The organism is Streptococcus sp. 477, assembly GCF_013277295.1.
GTDB classification, from domain to species: Bacteria; Bacillota; Bacilli; order Lactobacillales; family Streptococcaceae; genus Streptococcus; species Streptococcus pseudopneumoniae.
On sequence record NZ_VMMQ01000069.1, the window covers coordinates 25,925 to 43,463 of the forward strand.

The 17,539-nt window shown below is 42.8% G+C and carries 17 protein-coding genes; 4 read left to right on the top strand and 13 right to left on the bottom strand.

From position 1 onward, the window contains the following. Position 1 precedes the first annotated feature (1 nt). Entirely contained in the window at positions 2–2,698 is a 2,697-nt protein-coding gene (locus HT691_RS08195; RefSeq protein WP_023933182.1) for a cation-translocating P-type ATPase, read from the bottom strand. A 307-nt stretch (positions 2,699–3,005) separates the two neighbouring features. Here HT691_RS08195 and mntE point away from each other — a divergent pair, with 307 nt between their 5' ends. Continuing rightward, a complete protein-coding gene (gene mntE / locus HT691_RS08200) occupies positions 3,006–4,190 on the top strand; it encodes a CDF family manganese efflux transporter MntE (RefSeq protein WP_023933184.1) in 1,185 nt (394 codons plus the stop codon). 36 nt (positions 4,191–4,226) lie between these two features. Here mntE and HT691_RS08205 read toward each other — a convergent pair whose 3' ends face one another. The 8 genes from HT691_RS08205 to cdaA all read right to left on the bottom strand — a co-directional run bounded on the left by HT691_RS08205 (position 4,227) and on the right by cdaA (position 12,633). Then, positions 4,227–6,098: an ABC-F family ATP-binding cassette domain-containing protein gene (locus HT691_RS08205; RefSeq protein ID WP_023933186.1), complete on the bottom strand. Its 1,872-nt coding sequence runs from the start codon at positions 6,096–6,098 to the stop codon at positions 4,227–4,229. Then, a complete protein-coding gene (locus tag HT691_RS08210) occupies positions 6,095–7,294 on the bottom strand; it encodes a CCA tRNA nucleotidyltransferase (protein ID WP_078374274.1) in 1,200 nt (399 codons plus the stop codon). Before HT691_RS08210 ends, HT691_RS08205 begins: the two co-directional genes overlap by 4 nt. After that, positions 7,291–8,058 carry a 4-hydroxy-tetrahydrodipicolinate reductase gene (gene dapB, locus HT691_RS08215; protein WP_000027869.1) on the bottom strand — a complete coding sequence of 256 codons (768 nt, stop codon included), beginning with the start codon at positions 8,056–8,058 and terminating at the stop codon, positions 7,291–7,293. Before dapB ends, HT691_RS08210 begins: the two co-directional genes overlap by 4 nt. Positions 8,059–8,334: 276 nt before the next feature. Further along, on the bottom strand, positions 8,335–9,183 hold the full coding sequence (locus tag HT691_RS08220) for a DegV family protein (protein ID WP_023933188.1): 849 nt from the start codon (positions 9,181–9,183) through the stop codon (positions 8,335–8,337). Position 9,184: 1 nt separating this feature from the next. After that, positions 9,185–9,559 carry a DUF1149 family protein gene (locus HT691_RS08225; RefSeq protein WP_001050094.1) on the bottom strand — a complete coding sequence of 125 codons (375 nt, stop codon included), beginning with the start codon at positions 9,557–9,559 and terminating at the stop codon, positions 9,185–9,187. A gap of 73 nt (positions 9,560–9,632) precedes the next feature. Further along, positions 9,633–10,985, bottom strand: coding sequence for a phosphoglucosamine mutase (glmM, locus tag HT691_RS08230; RefSeq protein WP_023933190.1), 1,353 nt, complete (start codon positions 10,983–10,985; stop codon positions 9,633–9,635). Positions 10,986–11,009: 24 nt separating this feature from the next. Next, on the bottom strand, positions 11,010–11,789 hold the full coding sequence (locus tag HT691_RS08235; protein ID WP_000742288.1) for a CdaR family protein: 780 nt from the start codon (positions 11,787–11,789) through the stop codon (positions 11,010–11,012). Next, entirely contained in the window at positions 11,776–12,633 is an 858-nt protein-coding gene (gene cdaA, locus HT691_RS08240; protein ID WP_001011065.1) for a diadenylate cyclase CdaA, read from the bottom strand. Before cdaA ends, HT691_RS08235 begins: the two co-directional genes overlap by 14 nt. 135 nt (positions 12,634–12,768) lie before the next feature. On the opposite strand from cdaA, the gene HT691_RS08245 reads away from it, so the two are divergent. The 3 genes from HT691_RS08245 (at position 12,769) to HT691_RS08255 (ending at position 14,477) form a co-directional block, all read left to right on the top strand. Continuing rightward, complete coding sequence (locus HT691_RS08245) at positions 12,769–13,737, top strand: NAD(P)/FAD-dependent oxidoreductase (protein ID WP_000081020.1); 969 nt, start codon at positions 12,769–12,771, stop codon at positions 13,735–13,737. A 269-nt stretch (positions 13,738–14,006) separates the two neighbouring features. Beyond that, entirely contained in the window at positions 14,007–14,156 is a 150-nt protein-coding gene (locus HT691_RS08250) for a hypothetical protein (protein ID WP_001030863.1), read from the top strand. A gap of 141 nt (positions 14,157–14,297) precedes the next feature. Beyond that, on the top strand, positions 14,298–14,477 hold the full coding sequence (locus HT691_RS08255) for a hypothetical protein (RefSeq protein WP_001233346.1): 180 nt from the start codon (positions 14,298–14,300) through the stop codon (positions 14,475–14,477). Positions 14,478–14,682: 205 nt separating this feature from the next. Here HT691_RS08255 and HT691_RS08260 read toward each other — a convergent pair whose 3' ends face one another. The 4 genes from HT691_RS08260 to HT691_RS08275 all read right to left on the bottom strand — a co-directional run bounded on the left by HT691_RS08260 (position 14,683) and on the right by HT691_RS08275 (position 17,420). Further along, positions 14,683–15,639, bottom strand: coding sequence for an N-acetylmuramoyl-L-alanine amidase family protein (locus tag HT691_RS08260; RefSeq protein ID WP_138701020.1), 957 nt, complete (start codon positions 15,637–15,639; stop codon positions 14,683–14,685). A 2-nt stretch (positions 15,640–15,641) separates the two neighbouring features. After that, positions 15,642–15,971: a phage holin gene (locus HT691_RS08265; RefSeq protein ID WP_138701019.1), complete on the bottom strand. Its 330-nt coding sequence runs from the start codon at positions 15,969–15,971 to the stop codon at positions 15,642–15,644. A gap of 340 nt (positions 15,972–16,311) precedes the next feature. Further along, complete coding sequence (locus HT691_RS08270; RefSeq protein WP_000067166.1) at positions 16,312–17,094, bottom strand: hypothetical protein; 783 nt, start codon at positions 17,092–17,094, stop codon at positions 16,312–16,314. Between the two features lie 5 nt (positions 17,095–17,099). Then, positions 17,100–17,420, bottom strand: coding sequence for a hypothetical protein (locus tag HT691_RS08275; RefSeq protein ID WP_050207561.1), 321 nt, complete (start codon positions 17,418–17,420; stop codon positions 17,100–17,102). Positions 17,421–17,539 lie beyond the last annotated feature (119 nt).

Below are 17,539 nucleotides of genomic sequence, written 5' to 3' on the forward strand. Positions count from 1 at the left end.
CTTAAATCGCATTCTTGTCAAAACCGAGTTTGCGTTGAATAAACTTAACGATTTCGACGATGATAATCATTGAGAAGCTTCCAGCCATAACAATTCCCCATTGTGACAAGTCTAGTTTGGTTACGTGGAAGATTCCTTCAAGCGGTTCTACAACGATTGTTGCCATGAGAAGGATAAAGGATACCAAGATGGACCAGTTAAAGGTCTTAGACTTGAATGGGCCAACTGTCAAGATGGATTGGTAGACAGACTTGACATTGTAGGCATGGAAGAGCTGAATCAAACCAAGGGTTGCAAAGGCCATCGTTAGGGCATCTGCATGAATAGCATGATTGTCACCCACATGAACTGGGTAAGCAATCGCAAGGCCATAAACACTCATAACAAGAGCTGCTTGGAGTACACCTTGATAAATGATAGAACTCAAAACACCACCTGAGAAGAAGCTTGCCTTGCGTCCACGTGGTTTATGATTCATGACACCAGGCTCCGCAGGTTCAACACCAAGAGCGATAGCTGGGAAGGTATCCGTTACCAAGTTGATCCACAAAAGATGAACCGGCTGTAAGACATCCCAACCAAACAAGGTTGATAGGAAGATGGTTAATACTTCAGCAGTATTGGCAGAAAGTAGGTACTGAATAGTCTTTTGAATGTTTGAGAAGACCTTACGTCCTTCTTCCACTGCGACGATAATAGTCGCAAAGTTATCATCTGCAAGAATCATATCAGAAGCCCCCTTAGAAACCTCTGTACCAGTGATTCCCATACCAATACCGATGTCTGCTGTTTTCAGAGCTGGGGCATCATTGACACCGTCACCTGTCATGGCAACGACCTTACCTTGTTTTTGCCAAGCCTTGACGATACGAACCTTGTGCTCTGGAGACACACGGGCATAAACAGAGTATTGACCAACAACTTTTTCAAAGTCTTCATCAGATAATTCGTTGAGCTCAGCACCAGTTAAAACGTGGTCTTCTGTATCGTTTGCATCAATGATTCCCAAACGTTTGGCAATAGCTTCTGCGGTGTCTTGGTGGTCACCTGTAATCATGATTGGACGAATTCCAGCTTCCTTAGCCACACGAACAGCCTCAGCGGCTTCAGGACGTTCAGGATCAATCATCCCAATCAAACCAGTGAAGATTAAATTATTTTCCAGCTCTTCAGAAGTGAGGTTTTCTGGAATGCTATCGATAATCTTATACGCACCTGCAAGGACACGCAAGGCTTGGTGGGCCATTTCAGAATTGTTTGTATGAATGAGGTTTGTGACCTTCTCATCAATCGGAGCAATATCCCCAGCCTTATCACGAAGAACACAACGTTTCAAGAGTTGGTCTGGCGCACCTTTAACAGCTACGAGGAAGCGTCCATCTGCAAGTGGATGAACTGTTGACATGAGCTTACGGTCAGAGTCAAATGGCAACTCCGCCATACGAGGATATTTGTCTAAAAATTCTTTGACATCGTAGCCCTTGTCCAAGGCATACTGGATAAAGGCTGTTTCGGTTGGATCACCAATCAGGTTGCCTTCCACATCGATTTTCGTATCATTGGCCAAGACAACTGAACGAAGGAGGGGCATTTCAAGACCCAGTTCAATGTCATCAGCTGAGTCATGTAGGACTGCATCGTAGAAGATTTTTTCAACTGTCATCTTGTTCATGGTCAGCGTACCAGTCTTATCAGAAGCGATGATTTCAGTTGAACCAAGTGTTTCAACTGCTGGCAACTTACGAACGATGGAATGTCGTTTGGCTAAAACTTGAGTACCAAGGGAAAGAACGATGGTCACGATAGCAGGAAGTCCTTCTGGAATGGCTGCAACGGCAAGGGCAACAGAAGTCAACAACTCACCAAGTGGATCCTTCCCTTGAATGAAGACACCCACTACAAAAGTAACAAGGGCAATGACCAAGATTGCATAGGTCAAGACCTTAGAAAGGTTGTTCAAGTTTTGTTTGAGGGGTGTATCCGTCTCATCAGCGTCTTGAAGCATGCCCGCGATATGACCAACTTCCGTGTACATACCTGTATTGACAACAACTCCCATCCCACGACCGTAGGTTACGTTTGAGTTTTGGAAGGCCATATTGACACGGTCACCAATACCAGCATCTGTCGCAAGCTCGACTGTCAAGTCTTTTTCAACCGGTACAGACTCACCTGTCAGAGCAGCCTCTTCGATCTTAAGAGAGTTGGCTTCTAGCAAACGTAGGTCTGCTGGTACTACGTCACCAGCTTCAAGGGCAACGATATCTCCAGGTACCAATTCTTTAGAGTCAATCTCAGTCATGTGCCCATCACGCAGAACGCGGGCAGCTGGACTAGACATGGATTTGAGGGCTTCGATAGCTTCTTCTGCTTTTCCTTCTTGGTAAACACCAAAGGCAGCGTTAATGATAACCACGGCTAAAATGATAATGGCATCTGCGATATCTTCCCCACCAGAAGTCACGACTGACAAGATTGCTGCTGCAACTAGGATGATAATCATCAAATCCTTAAATTGCTCGATGAATTTGACCAGGATTGATCGTTTCTCGCCTTCTTCGAGTTCATTGTGGCCAAATTCGGCAAGGCGCTTTTCCGCCTCACTTGATGACAAACCTTGCTCGGTCGCATCCACAGCCTTCAAGACCTCTTCAGGACTCTGAGTGTAAAACGCTTGGCGTTCTTGTTCTTTTGACATGTGTCTCCTCCTTGACATTGTGTGCAAAACAGACTCTCTTTTCCCTCATCGCATCTTTTCACGACAAACAAAAAGAGACCTGTTAATCATAACAAGTCTCGCTATTTAAGATAGGGCCGGAAAACATACTTTTCAGTATAAAATTCGGAATGACGACACTATCACAGGTTTCTGCCAGCTACTCCCTTGAGTAGTACTATTATACCAAATTTTGGGTAGTTTTAAAAGAGTAAAAACTACCTTATTTGAATTTTCCCTTGAAAACCAGTATAATGGTAGAATGCTATATGACTAGAAAGGAAGTTGAATGAAGCAATCTATCTCAAATCTCAAGTTAGCTGAACGTGGTGCCATTATCAGTATTTCAACCTACCTGCTCTTGTCTGCAGCGAAATTGGCTACTGGCCATCTTCTTCATTCATCCAGTTTGGTGGCCGATGGTTTCAACAACGTGTCGGACATCATTGGAAATGTGGCCCTCTTGATTGGAATCAGGATGGCACGCCAGCCTGCTGACCAAGACCACCGTTTTGGCCACTGGAAGATTGAGGATTTGGCTAGCTTAATCACTTCCATCATCATGTTCTATGTTGGCTTTGATGTTCTAAGGGATACCATTCAAAAGATTCTCAGTCGTGAAGAAACGGTCATTGATCCTCTGGGTGCAACTCTAGGAATTATGTCTGCAGCGATCATGTTTGTGGTCTATCTCTACAATACTCGCCTCAGTAAGAAATCCAACTCCAAGGCACTGAAGGCCGCAGCAAAGGACAATCTTTCTGATGCTGTCACCTCACTTGGAACCACCATTGCCATCCTAGCTAGTAGTTTCAATTATCCCATTGTGGATAAACTGGTTGCTATCATCATCACTTTCTTTATCTTAAAGACTGCCTATGATATCTTCATCGAGTCTTCCTTTAGCCTTTCGGATGGCTTTGACGACCGTCTGCTTGAGGATTATCAAAAGGCCATCATGGAAATTCCCAAAATCAGCAAGGTTAAGTCCCAAAGAGGTCGTACCTACGGTAGCAACATCTACCTGGATATTACGCTAGAGATGAACCCTGACCTGTCTGTTTTTGAGAGTCATGAAATCGCGGATCAGGTCGAGTCTATGCTGGAGGAACGTTTTGGGGTTTTTGATACCGATGTCCATATTGAGCCAGCGCCTATCCCTGAGGATGAAATTTTAGACAATGTCTATAAAAAATTGCTCATGCGTGAACAATTGATTGACCAAGGAAATCAACTGGAAGAACTCTTAGCTGACGATTTTGTCTATATTCGCCAAGACGGAAAGCAGATGGATAAAGAGGCCTATAAAGCAGAAAAAGACTTGAATTCAGCTATCAAGGACATCCAAATCACTTCCATCAGTCAAAAGACCAAACTCATCTGCTATGAATTAGATGGTATCGTCCATACCAGTATCTGGCGTCGCCACGAAACTTGGCAAAATGTCTTCCACCAGGAAACAAAAAAAGAATAGAGAAATCCTGTCATGAGACGGGCTTTTTCTATTCTTCTAACTATCAAAGTCACTGAGATACTTATAGCGTTCGTATTTTTCAAGGAGTGCTTCATTTTTCTCATCCAATTCTTTTTGGAGAGTAGCCAGCTTACCAAAGTCAGAGCCGTTAGCCTGCATTTCCTCTTCAATAGCAGCGATACGGTTTTCCAAGGTTTCAATATCACCTTCAATACTTGCCCACTCCTGCTTTTCTTGATAGGTCATGCGCTTCTTGTCTTCTCTGACCTTGACGACCTTCTCCTTTTCAGACTTTTGAACTTGATTGGCCATATCTGTTTCAAAGGCTTTTTCATCAAGATAATCGGTATAATGACCAAAGAAAGGACGAATCTTGCCATCCTCAAAAGCGAGAATCTTAGTCGCTACCTTATCCAAGAAATAGCGGTCGTGACTAACAGTCAAAACTGGACCAGCAAAGCCTTGCAAGAAATTCTCCAAAACTGTCAAGGTTGCAATATCCAAATCATTAGTCGGTTCGTCCAAGAGAAGAACATTTGGTTTCTCCAAAAGCAGTTTGAGGAGATAAAGACGTTTTTTCTCTCCCCCAGACAATTTCTCAATTAAGGTTCCATGCGTCGAACGTGGGAAAAGGAACTGCTCCAGCAACTCTGCAATCGAAGTCGTAGAACCACCGCTGGTCTTGACCTCTTCTGCCACTTCCTGCAAGTAATTGATAACTCGCTTGCTTTCATCCAAGCCCTCAATTTGCTGAGAGAAATAGGCAATGCGAACAGTTTCCCCAATCACAACTTGTCCTGTTGTCGGCTCAAGACTGCCTGCAATCAGGTTGAGCAGGGTCGATTTCCCAACACCGTTGTCCCCAACAATTCCAATACGATCTTTAGCCTGCACCAAGAGATTAAAATTCTGTAAAATTGGCTTATCATCATAGGCAAAGGAAACATCCTGAAACTCGATGACTTTCTTCCCAATCCGACTGGTTTCAAAGTTCATGGTCAAGTCTGTCTCAGCAGTACTGCCTGAAACTTCTTTCTTCAAGTCGTGGAAACGATTGATACGAGCTTGTTGCTTGGTTGCACGCGCCTGCGGTTGTCTACGCATCCAGGCCAATTCCTGCTTATAGAGTTGTTCTTTTTTGTGGAGAAGAGCTGCATCGCGCTCGTCCTGTTCCGCCTTAAGGCGAACATAGTCCTGATAATTCCCTTGATACTCGGTCAATCCAGCTCGATCCAACTCGAAAATCCGAGTTGACAAAGCGTCTAGGAAATAACGGTCGTGGGTAATAAAAAGGACGGTCTTCTTAGAATTTTTCAAAAAGAGGGTCAGCCACTCGATGGTCGCAATGTCCAGATGGTTGGTCGGCTCATCCAAAAGCAAGAGGTCGTGATTACCAAGAAGAACTTGCGCCAACTGGACCCGTCTTCTTAGACCACCTGACAATTCCCCAACAGGAGTAGATAAGTCCTGAATCCCCAGCTTGCTGAGAACAGTCTTGACCTGACTCTCGATTTCCCAAGCTTGGAGAGAGTCCATTTCAGCCATGACCCGTTCCAAACGAGCCTGCTTGTCCTCACTGTAGTTGAGCATGATCAACTCATACTCACGAATGAGCTGGATTTCCTTGAGGTCGCTGGAAAGAACCGTATCCAAGACCGTCTTGCTATCATCAAAATCAGGATTTTGAGTCAAATAACCAATCTGGTAATCATTCTTAGCCGAAAAGGGACTGACATCCCCATCAAAGCCAGAAACGCCAGAAAGAACATCTAAAAGGGTGGTCTTCCCTGTTCCATTGACACCAATCAAACCAATTCTGTCTAGGTCATGGATGATAAAGGAAATATCCCTAAAAACGGTCTTATCACCGACAGATTTACTTAGTTTTTCAACGATAAAATCACTCATTTCTTCTCCCTCAGATAAGCATGGATGGCTTGTCGGTCATTTTCCAATTCTCCATCGACAATGGCATACTCAATCTCTGTTAAAATCTCTCCCAAGTCTGGTCCCGGCTGATAACCATATTCCTTGATCAAAATGCCACCATTAATCTGAATTTCTTTCTTGTCATGAATGGTCAAACTCTGATAGGTTTCTGTTATGACTTGTGGGTTGACTGGTTTTCCCTGGGTCTGACGAAGATTTTCAGCCTGTAAAAGCAACTCCAAGTCAAAGCGATAACAATCGCGCTTGCTCAATTCTCCCTTTTCACGCAAGGCCAAAATAGTCAGCAAATCCTGAACTTGCTTGGCAAACTGACGTGAGGTCTTCCAAGCTTTCAAAAATGGCTGCGCATTTTCAATCTCCAAAGCCCACAGTAGAGCCGCCCAAGCTTGCTCTGAAGATTCAAAGGTGAAATCAGTCTCTAAGTCAAACAGTCTGTTAAGTTTGTCTTGGCTAGATGCCAGATCAGGGAGATAGTCATAAGCTTGACTCTCAATCATGGAAGCCAAGCCCCTTCTCCAAAATGGAGCCAGCAAGAGTTTATCAAACTCAACGAAGATACGCTCCACAGAAATTTTCTCCAAAAGTGGCGTCAATGTCTTCATAGCTTTAAAGGTTTCTGGCTCAAGTTCAAAGCCAAGACTAGCCTGAAAACGGAAACCACGCATAATTCGTAGAGCATCTTCGTTGAAACGCTCACTAGCCACTCCAACCGCTCGTAAGACTTGCTTTTCCAAATCTTCTAAACCATGAAACAAGTCAATGATTTCCCCTGTCTCGTCCAAGGCAAAGGCATTGACTGTAAAATCACGGCGCTTAAGGTCTTCTTCTAGCGAGCGAACAAAAGAAACCGCACTGGGTCTGCGATAGTCCACATAGACATCCTCTGTCCGAAAGGTGGTTACCTCATACTCCTCATCCCCATCTAAGACCAAGACGGTTCCATGCTCGATTCCGATATCGGCTGTTCGCGGAAAAATCTGCTTGGTCTCTTCTGGATAAGAAGACGTCGCAATATCCACATCATGGATAGGGCGATTGAGAAGGGCATCTCGAACAGAACCTCCAACAAAATAGGCCTCAAAACCTGCTTCTTTAATTTTTTCTAATACTGGTAAAGCCTTCTGAAATTCAGAAGGCATTTGCGTTAATCTCATAATAAGTGTTCTAATCCATAGACAAGCTCATGACGCTTGACAACTTCTTTAATTCCCAAATTCACCCCTGTCATGAAGGAGCTGCGATCATAGGAGTCATGACGGAGCGTCAATCCTTCTCCCTGATTGCCAAAGATGACTTCCTGATGGGCTACCAAGCCTGGTAAACGAACTGAGTGAATCCGCATGCCATCAAAGTCAGCACCACGGGCACCTGCAATCAATTCTTCCTCATCAGGCGCACCTTGCTGAATAGACTCTCGAACTTCTGCCATTAACTCAGCCGTTTTAATAGCTGTTCCACTCGGAGCATCCTTTTTCTTGTCATGATGGAGCTCGATAATCTCCACATTGGGGAAATATTTAGCAGCCTGCCTTGCAAATTGCATAAGCAAGACAGCACCCAAGGCAAAATTTGGAGCGATCAAGCCACCCAAATCTTGGGCACGAGAAAATACTTTTAGCTCTGTAATTTCTTCACTCGTGAAACCAGTCGTTCCAACTACTGGAGCAAAGCCATTTTCAAGAGCAAAGCGTGTATTTTCATAGGCAACAGCTGGAGTTGTAAAATCTACCCAAACATCCGCTTCAAAGCCTGCTAAATCAGCCTTATCCTTGAAAACAGGAATTCCCTGCCATTCTGACTCAGACTCAAAAGGATCCAAAACTGCTACCAAGTCCAAGTCTGGATCAGCCAAGACCATCTGACAAGCAGCTTGACCCATCTTTCCCTTAAAACCAGCAATAATTACTCGAATACTCATCTCTACTCCTGTCTAAGATACAAGGCCTGTAAGAACACAAAGTGAAAATAGGAATTCTGATCAAGAAGTGTCTACTCCTTGGAAGAACTATCTTTTTCACACAGGGTCCCAGGCGTGTTCAATTATCAAGATACAAAGGACCTTAGCTGCCCATGAAAAATAGGGAATGACGCTGACTTGCCACGAAAGGCAAGACAGGCATCTTTTTTCAAGAGGCAGGTAGTCCGTGTTCAATTGCTAAGATACAAGGCATCTTAACTAGCCTAAAAGTGCCAACTAAATCACTGGAATATAACCCAGAGCAATACTTCCTGCTCCTAGGTGGGTTCCAATGACACTACCGAATGTAGCAAGCGAAACATCTGAACTTAATCCAGATTCAATCAAGTGCTGACGCAATTCTTCAGCCTTTTCAGGAGCATTCCCATGAATGACAATGACCCGATATTGGCCTGAAGCCGTTGTTTCCTTGATGATTTCAATCAAGCGCTTGGTTGCTTTCTTTTCCGTACGAACTTTTTCGTAAACTTCAATCACACCTTGATCGTTAAAATAAAGGATTGGCTTAATGCTAAGCAAATTGCCCAAAATGGCAGCCCCATTTGAAAGGCGCCCACCTTTTACCAAATGATCCAGGTCATCTACCATGATAAAAGCTGACGTACGGCTGATTTGAATAGCTAGCTTATCCTGAATGATAGCAAAATCATCGCCCTGATCTCGCCAGTTAAAGACGCTTTCAACCATGATGCCTAGGGGAGCGCTTGTAATCAAAGTGTCTGGGAAAGCAATGGTTAAACCTTCATAGTCATCCACCATATACTGAATATTTTGGTAAAAACCTGAAATTCCAGAAGATAGGAACAGCCCCAAGGCATGTGTATAACCTTGTTCTTTGAGCGAAGTTAAGATCTCATCTAACTTGGCAATACTTGGTTGACTGGTCTTAGGCAATTCAGAAGCCTGAGCCATTTTTGGGTAAAATTCCTCAGCAGTCAGATTGATGCCTTCGACATACTCCTCACCATCAATATTGACAGGAATATCCAAGACATACAAATCTTCTCTTTGCAAGGTCTCTGCACTGAGATAGGCAGAAGAATCTGTGATAACAGCTAGTTTCATATTAGAACTCCAAATTGATTCCTGGTAAGTCTAATGCAATTTCAGTTACTTCGTAAGTCAAACGGTTGAGCATATTCAAACATGGACGAGCCAAAGTTTCCACTTCTTCTTGGCTCAATTCACTTGGTTCATTGACAATACGGCCATCGATATGATTTACCTGTGAAATGGTTCCACTGATGACAAACTTATCAAATACAATCATAAATGTCAAGATGACAATCAAGGAAGTCACTTGATTTTCTTGATTATGTTGGAGCAATTGGAAGTTCACATCCACCTTAGTTTCAGGAGCTCCATTTTCATTTTCCCATTCAAAATTACGCGCATCAAAATGATACTGACTAACAAATTCTTGTTCACGTTTAAGATTCATATCTTTCTCCCTCGGCTACAATATTATAAGCTATTGTACCATAATTTTTTATTTTCATCTAGTTTTCTAAGTTTTAGTCCATCTCAATTTCAGCTCGAACTACGTCTGCGATGGTATCAACATAGTAGTCAACTTCTTCTGTGGTAGGCGCTTCTGCCATAACACGCAAGAGGGGCTCTGTTCCACTTGGGCGTACTAAGATACGACCATTCCCTGCCATTTCTTCTTCCATCTTCTCGATGATAGCCTTGATAGCTGGCACTTCCATAGCCTTTTCCTTCACGGCATTTTCCACTCGGATATTGACTAATTTTTGTGGATAGATGGTTACTTCTGCTGCCAACTCTGACAAGCTCTTACCAGTTTCCTTCATGATTTTTGTCAATTGGACAGCGGATAATTGACCATCACCTGTTGTATTGTAGTCCATCAAGATAACGTGCCCAGATTGTTCACCACCGAGGTTGTAGCCTGATTTTCGCATTTCTTCAACAACGTAGCGGTCGCCAACTGCAGTGACTACCTTGTTAATACCTTCGCGATCCAAGGCCTTGTGGAAACCAATGTTAGACATAACAGTTGTCACAATTGTATTTTGAGCCAATTGTCCTTTTTCAGAAAGGTATTTCCCAATGATGTACATAATCTTGTCACCATCGACGATGTCGCCATTTTCATCAACAGCAATCAAACGGTCACTGTCTCCATCAAAGGCCAAACCAATAGCTGAGCCGCTTTCTTTGACCACTTCTTGAAGGGTTTCTGGGTGGGTTGAACCAACATTAAGGTTGATGTTAAGACCATCTGGTGTTTCCCCTATAACAGTCAACTGAGCACCAAGGTCTGCAAAGATTTGACGGGCACTTGTAGAAGCTGCACCATTAGCTGTATCCAAGGCAACCTTCATTCCTTCAAGAGGAGTTCCAGTTGAAACAAGGTAGCCTTCATACTTACGCAAGCCTTCTGGATAATCTACCAAGGTTCCCAAGCCTTCTGCACTTGGACGAGGAAGAGTGTCTTCCGCAGCATCTAGCAAGGCTTCAATTTCTGCTTCTTTTTCGTCATCTAGTTTGAAGCCATCACCGCCAAAGAACTTGATTCCATTATCAAGGGCTGGGTTGTGGCTAGCAGAAATCATGACACCGGCGCTTGCTCCCTCAGTTTTTACCAAGTAAGCTACTGCTGGTGTCGCCAGAACACCTAGTTTGTATACGTGAATTCCTACAGATAGAAGACCAGCTACCAAGGCAGATTCTAGCATTTCCCCTGAAATACGTGTGTCACGTCCTATAAAGACTTTCGGTGCTTCCGTTTCATGTTGACTAAGAACATAGCCTCCAAAACGTCCTAGCTTAAAAGCTAATTCTGGAGTAAGTTCCACATTAGCTTCTCCACGGACTCCATCAGTCCCAAAATATTTACCCATTTTTATAAAATCCTTTTTCTATTTTTAATTCGTTTTTGAACTAGTTGCTTTCGTTGACGAAGATGTCTCCGATGAACTGCTTGTAGTTGAATTTGATGTGCTTGAACTTGGTGCTGCTGGTTTTGTAGTTACCTTCATTGTTGTATCAAAGGGAGTGATAACTGTCGGTAAGACAACACCATTGCGGTCGATTGCCTGCAAAGGTACTGAACCACTGTAATTACCTGTTATGTGTTCGCTAGTTGGCAAGACAGCGATAATCTTATCAATTCTATCCAATGTCTCTTGATCACTCGTAATCGACACTTCTTCATCTGACACCGTGACATTTTCAATCTGTACCCGACTATCAATTTGACTAGGGTCAATCTCTGGTACAACCTTTACCTTATCCTTCTGAGCCTTCTTCCCAATCTTGACTGTAATTTTTTGCGGAGTCGCCACAGCGGTCAGCCCATTGGGTAAATCTTCAATGCTCAAAGGAACTTCAATCGTTCCAACACTGGCATCTGTTAGGTCAGCAGTAACCTTGAATTTACGTGTGCTTTCTTGCATTTCACTAGCTAGCGATAGGCGATTTGCACCAGTCAAGACCACTGAGACTTCTGAAGCAAAACCGCTAATAAAATACTCATCACTATTATAGCGTATGTCAATAGGAACATTTGTTACTGTATTCGTATAGGTTTCCGTTTTTACCTGCCTAGCACTGGTACTGTTTTGAAAATTCGTCGCCGTAGCATAGACAAATAAGACACAAGCAAAAAAGAGTGAGGATATGATATATAAACTATTTTTTTTCATGTTTCCATCCTCCTAGCAATCGTTCTTTAAAACTAAGACCCGCTTCCTCTTTTGGAAGTAAGATTTCACGTAATTCTGTTTCAAATTCATCAAGTGTTAGGTTGTGCTTAAAGCTTCCATTATAGGTTATCGAAATTCCTCCCGTTTCCTCTGATACGACAAAAGTCAAGGCATCTGAGACTTCTGATAAACCGATAGCCGCCCGGTGTCTGGTCCCAAATTCCTTGGAAATCCCTGTGTTTTTTGTCAAGGGCAGATAGGCAGACGTCACAGCAATACGTTCTTCTTTGATAATCACCGCACCATCATGTAGGGGAGTGTTGGGAATAAAAATGTTAATGAGAAGTTCTGCAGAAATCTTAGCATCCAAGGGAATTCCTGTCGAAATATACTCCTGCAAGGTACGTACACGCTGAATAGCAACCAAGGCCCCGATTTTACGAGGACTCATGTATTCAACAGACTTAACAAAGGCACGAATCATCTGTTCCTCAGCACTAATAGGGGCATTGGAAAAGAAATCTGTCGCTCTTCCCAAACGTTCCAAACCAGTCCGAATCTCTGGAGAGAAGATAACAACCGCCGCAATAACCCCATAAGTAATAATTTGATTGATTAACCAAGAAATCGTAGTCAAACCAATCATATTTGCAAGGATTTGAGCTAAAATAAACACCAAAACTCCACGTACCAAAATCATAATCTTGGTTCCTGCAATAGCTTTTGTAAAATGGTATAAAATATAAGCAACAATCAAAATATCAATCAGATTGATAGCTATCGTCCATGGACTTGCAAACAAACTGGTCCAATATTGCAGATTGGATAATTGTTGAAAATTCATCCCTGATATCCTCCCTATCAAAACACTTTCATCCTATTATACCATTTTCTGGCATTTTTTTCCCTATCCTAGTCCATTTTACATTGAACAAAAATATGATAAAATAAACTGACTAGAAAAAACAAAGGAGAAACTATGTCTCAACTCTATGATATTACCATTGTGGGTGGTGGTCCTGTCGGGCTTTTTGCAGCCTTTTATGCCCACCTACGCCAAGCCAAGGTTCAAATCATCGACTCTCTTCCCCAGCTAGGTGGACAACCTGCTATTCTCTACCCTGAAAAGGAAATCCTAGACGTACCAGGCTTCCCAAACCTGACTGGAGAAGAGTTGACTAACCGCTTGATTGAACAGCTAAACAGCTTTGATACCCCTATTCATCTCAATGAAACGGTTCTTGAGATTGACAAACAAGAAGAAGAATTTGCCATCACAACTTCTAAAGGAAGTCACCTGACTAAAACAGTTATCATCGCTATGGGTGGCGGTGCCTTCAAACCACGTCCGCTGGAACTTGAAGGGGTTGAGAGCTATGAAAATATCCACTACCACGTTTCTAACATTCAGCAATACGCTGGTAAGAAAGTGACCATTCTTGGTGGGGGAGATTCGGCTGTGGATTGGACTTTGGCTTTTGAAAAAATCGCACCAACTACCCTTGTTCACCGCAGAGATAATTTCCGTGCCTTGGAACACAGCGTTCAAGCCTTGCAAGAATCATCTGTGACCATCAAGACACCATTCGTCCCTAGCCAACTCCTTGGAGATGGAAACACGATTGATAAACTTGAAATCACAAAAGTCAAATCTGATGAAACCGAAACGATTGACTTAGATCACCTCTTTGTCAACTATGGTTTCAAATCTTCTGTCGGTAATCTTAAAAACTGGGGGTTGGAACTCAACCGACACAAGATTATCGTCAACAGCAAACAGGAATCCAGCCAAGCAGGTATCTATGCTATTGGTGACTGCTGCTACTATGACGGAAAAATTGACTTGATTGCGACAGGTCTCGGAGAAGCTCCAACTGCTGTCAATAATGCTATCAACTACATAGACCCTGAACAAAAAGTACAACCAAAACACTCTACTAGTTTATAAAAAAGAACCACGAGTCACATAGGATGCGTGGTTTTATAATTCATCGGCTTTACAAATACCTTTACATCGTTTTACTATATCTTACAATACCTTTTAAAATAGCTATATTTTGAGCTTTTAAATAAATGTTTTTACATCATTTTACAGAGATTTACGACACTTTTGCCCCTTTTTTGCCCCCTGTTTTTTAAAAAACTTCATCAAAACTCTTGACTTTCTCGGTATACCGTGATATAATATAATCAAGATAAGGAAAGGGGGTGATGAAATTGAACAAAGAAGATTGGCTTAGGTTACTTGAAAAGGCAATAGACAATATTCCTGAAACGGTAACTGCTATCGCAAGTCTAGTGACCGCAATAACGGTCGCAAGGCAAAACAAAAAGCGTAAACCGAAATCCCGTCAAAGAAAAAGGTAAACGCTAAGAGGTTGGGGCGAAAGCCCCTCACACCTCTATTTTATCAAATGAAAAGAGGAAATGCAATGGTCAGCGCAATAGCTATTTTTATAATTGCAATCAATGTATATATTTATCTAAAAAACAAAAAGGACAAATAAGATGAGAAAAGTTATTCAAGAATTGCTAGACAGTTCGATGTCTACATCTACTATTTCGCAAGGTGCTGGAGTTCCATGGACTACTGTTTCTGATCTCAGAAAAGGAAAAACAAGCATGGACAAAATGGCACTTCTCACAGCGGAAAAACTTTATGAATTTGCTACAACTGATAAGCAGTGATTTCGGTCACTGTTTTTTATTTTTAACAAAACACCGTTTTTGACAATAATACACCACGATTTCCTCTCCATATTCTTCATGTAAACGCTTTTTTGAACAATAGGATTGTGATTTTGCTTTCTAATCGTTCAAAATATGTGTTTTTGCACAATAAAAAAACCGCAAGCCTGAGCCTGCGGTTGGTGTAATCTATTTTGAAGCCTTTCTATTTAGTCGTAATCAAGCCGTCTGGCTCTACTGTGAACTCTGGCTTGTCTGCCATTGTTCCGTCTGCATTGAGGTAGTACCATCCTGTTCCGTCTGCGGACTGGACGAAGGCATTTGAAACCATGGCACCTTCTTTACTATCAAGATAATACCAGGTGTCCTTATACTTGACCCAGCCTGTCTTCATAGCGCCCTCTACGTCGAAATAATACCACTTCTCAGCGATTTTCTTCCAGCCTGTAGCCATTTCGCCTGAATTGTCAAACCAGTACCAGTTACCGTCTGTGTGCTGCTTCCAGCGGTTCGCAAGCATGTAGCCTGAGCCGTCGAAGTAATACCAGGTTCCATTGATTTTCTCAAACTTATCTTTTGGATAAGAGCCGTCTGAGTGTACATACCAATAGCCTATATCGTTCTTCTTCCAACCTGTTTCAATTGTCAAGCCACTTTCAATATCCTGCTTGAACTGTTCACGGCTAATGCCCCATTTGGCTAGATAAGGATACGGGTCAACATGGTCTGAGTTGTTATTAGGTTGGTTATTGGTACAGTATTCATGCGTTTTGATACCTTCCAAACTGCTTGTATCAAGCGTTTTCGGCAAACCTGCTTCATCTGCTAGATTGCGTAAGAGTTCGATATAGAGACGGTAGTCTGTCATGAACTCTTCTTTAGTTGAATGGCTTTCAATCAATTCAACTGCCGCATAGCTTTCCGCATTCCAATCGCCCCCAACGTCCCAGGCACCATTGTTTACAGGACCGACCTGCAGGACACGACCGTTACCAACCACATGAGAGAAGAAACCAAGCTCAGGGTTCTTTCTGTAGTGGTAGTCTGCCTCATTTTGAGCGGTTGAGTTGCGGTTGCCTGTTGAGTGGGCATGTACTTGTCGGTAAGGCTGTACCCCAACCTGGGGCAAGCCTGTACGTAGTCTGCTTGTATCGATATCCATCTCTACTCCCTCCAAGCGTCGTTCATCTGCTTCACTGCGGACTCCACAAAGGTATCCAAGTCCTTATCGGTCATGCTGATCTTATATTTGGTCAGCTCTGCCCGGATTTTAGTGCGAGCCTGTGCCAATTTTTCATCACCTTTATAACCTGTCTCTTGAGCCACCTGCTCCACGGCATTCACTGCATTCTTGGCTAGGATTTCAGCGATAATCACCGCTTTCTCTCCGCCTTTTCGCAAAAGATAATCTTTTACTGTTTTTACCATGCTGCCTGCGACTACCGCTAAAAAGCCTGTCGCAAAAGCGATAATAAATTCATTAAATTGTGTCATGTGTTGTTTCCTTTCTATTCTCTATAAAACTTAACATTAACGGTACCTATATACTCCCTTAAGTTTGTACCAGTTAGATATATGACTCCTCGGTTATACATATCAGCCTGAATTCTTATTAATCTGCTATTATTGAGTTGTACATATCGTATAGCAGCAACCTTAATATCATTACCTTTAATATCAATATTGTACCCACCCCAGTACTGCCACATTCTTGTGTTTAACACTTCCAATAATAATGACGGTCCACTCGACCACACCAACCTATCGCCAATATAGCGCTTGACAATCTCTCTACTTCCTAACATGATTCTTACTCTATCTCTCATAGCTTCACCTACTTAAAAATATCGTAAATCGTGTGAGGGTCTTTGGTAGTAATAGCATCGTACTGCTCTTGCGTACCGGCCCAATAGTTGAGTGCCTGCGAACCGTTCTGATTGACAATGTTCTGACCTGGAACTCCACTTCGCCCTTGTTCACCATCGTTGACATTATCCAAATGGGTAAAAGCAGAGGCTCTCAATCCTCTGTAATTCACTTCAATGCGAACTTCAAACCAACCACCAGAACGCTGAGAAGCACTCCATGTGCCAAATTTTCCTGCTGAATCAGGGGTCTGATTTCTCAAAGAACGCCAGTTTGTATAGCCAAAACCACGGTAGTAATAATCAAGAGTATAGCCGCTCGTGACTGCTTCGCCATCGTAGAATACATCCGCAAACAAATTCAATCGGCTAGTAGAGCCATTCTTATAAGAACCCTCAATACGAACGCTGGCATTCAAACTATGCCCATTATCCCCTTTTAAGCTATCCCGTTGAGTCGGTGTCAGCGTATCGAATGATGGACGATTTTCTAAGGCGGAAATCCTAGCCTTGATGGGGATATCATTGTACAACTCCCATTTTTGGGCATAAGTAGACAAGTCTTGGTGGGAGGTCAAGTAGCCTTTCTCTTCCAGCTCCGCTTTTGTAACGAGGGTTTCTGGATGGACTTTCGGTCTACTCTCAAGGGTGTCCAGTCTTTTCTTAACCTCCCTATCCTTTAGCTCTGAGTCTTCTTTGATAGCCTTGACATCCTCACCGATTGCTCTTGCTAGATTTTCAAGGTTACTCATAGCACTCACGCTTTCGCTGCGTTATAGGTTGCGACCAAGTCAACATTGGCAATCTGGTCTACACGTCCGCTGACTTCAGTTACTTTGCCAAGAAGTGCGCTATTTTCATCTTGTCCCATACTTGTGATTTTTTCCGCGATTTCTTTCAGTGTGTCCAAATTCTCAGGCGTTCCTTCACCCAAGATTTCAGCCTTGACCTCTGATTTAGCTTGAGAGATTGCTTGGTTCATGTCAGACGTGCTGACTTTCGTTTTCAGCTCTTCGTTTACCTTTTTGTTATCTTCCCCCACTGCCTGCGCAAATGCTGTTAATTTTGTAGTATCCATTTTGTGTTACACCTTTCCTAAATTGTAATAAAAGAGTAGGTCTGGCAATTCCTGACCTACTAGGCTCTCGCCTACAGTTCTACCTGCAAGCTGTTTTTTTATACTCAATCATTTTCAAA

Bases quoted from the DNA above. Each gene is read 5' to 3' on its own strand.
- HT691_RS08265 (WP_138701019.1), bottom strand. From the start codon at position 15,971: ATGACACAATTTAATGAATTTATTATCGCTTTTGCGACAGGCTTTTTA.
- HT691_RS08270 (WP_000067166.1), bottom strand. From the start codon at position 17,094: ATGAGTAACCTTGAAAATCTAGCAAGAGCAATCGGTGAGGATGTCAAG.
- HT691_RS08235 (WP_000742288.1), bottom strand. From the start codon at position 11,789: ATGAAAAAAAATAGTTTATATATCATATCCTCACTCTTTTTTGCTTGT.
- HT691_RS08275 (WP_050207561.1), bottom strand. From the start codon at position 17,420: ATGGATACTACAAAATTAACAGCATTTGCGCAGGCAGTGGGGGAAGAT.
- HT691_RS08220 (WP_023933188.1), bottom strand. From the start codon at position 9,183: ATGAAACTAGCTGTTATCACAGATTCTTCTGCCTATCTCAGTGCAGAG.
- HT691_RS08255 (WP_001233346.1), top strand. From the start codon at position 14,298: ATGAGAAAAGTTATTCAAGAATTGCTAGACAGTTCGATGTCTACATCT.
- HT691_RS08210 (WP_078374274.1), bottom strand. From the start codon at position 7,294: ATGAGATTAACGCAAATGCCTTCTGAATTTCAGAAGGCTTTACCAGTA.
- HT691_RS08195 (WP_023933182.1), bottom strand. From the start codon at position 2,698: ATGTCAAAAGAACAAGAACGCCAAGCGTTTTACACTCAGAGTCCTGAA.
- dapB (WP_000027869.1), bottom strand. From the start codon at position 8,058: ATGAGTATTCGAGTAATTATTGCTGGTTTTAAGGGAAAGATGGGTCAA.
- glmM (WP_023933190.1), bottom strand. From the start codon at position 10,985: ATGGGTAAATATTTTGGGACTGATGGAGTCCGTGGAGAAGCTAATGTG.
- HT691_RS08225 (WP_001050094.1), bottom strand. From the start codon at position 9,559: ATGAATCTTAAACGTGAACAAGAATTTGTTAGTCAGTATCATTTTGAT.
- HT691_RS08245 (WP_000081020.1), top strand. From the start codon at position 12,769: ATGTCTCAACTCTATGATATTACCATTGTGGGTGGTGGTCCTGTCGGG.
- HT691_RS08205 (WP_023933186.1), bottom strand. From the start codon at position 6,098: ATGAGTGATTTTATCGTTGAAAAACTAAGTAAATCTGTCGGTGATAAG.
- HT691_RS08260 (WP_138701020.1), bottom strand. From the start codon at position 15,639: ATGGATATCGATACAAGCAGACTACGTACAGGCTTGCCCCAGGTTGGG.
- mntE (WP_023933184.1), top strand. From the start codon at position 3,006: ATGAAGCAATCTATCTCAAATCTCAAGTTAGCTGAACGTGGTGCCATT.
- cdaA (WP_001011065.1), bottom strand. From the start codon at position 12,633: ATGAATTTTCAACAATTATCCAATCTGCAATATTGGACCAGTTTGTTT.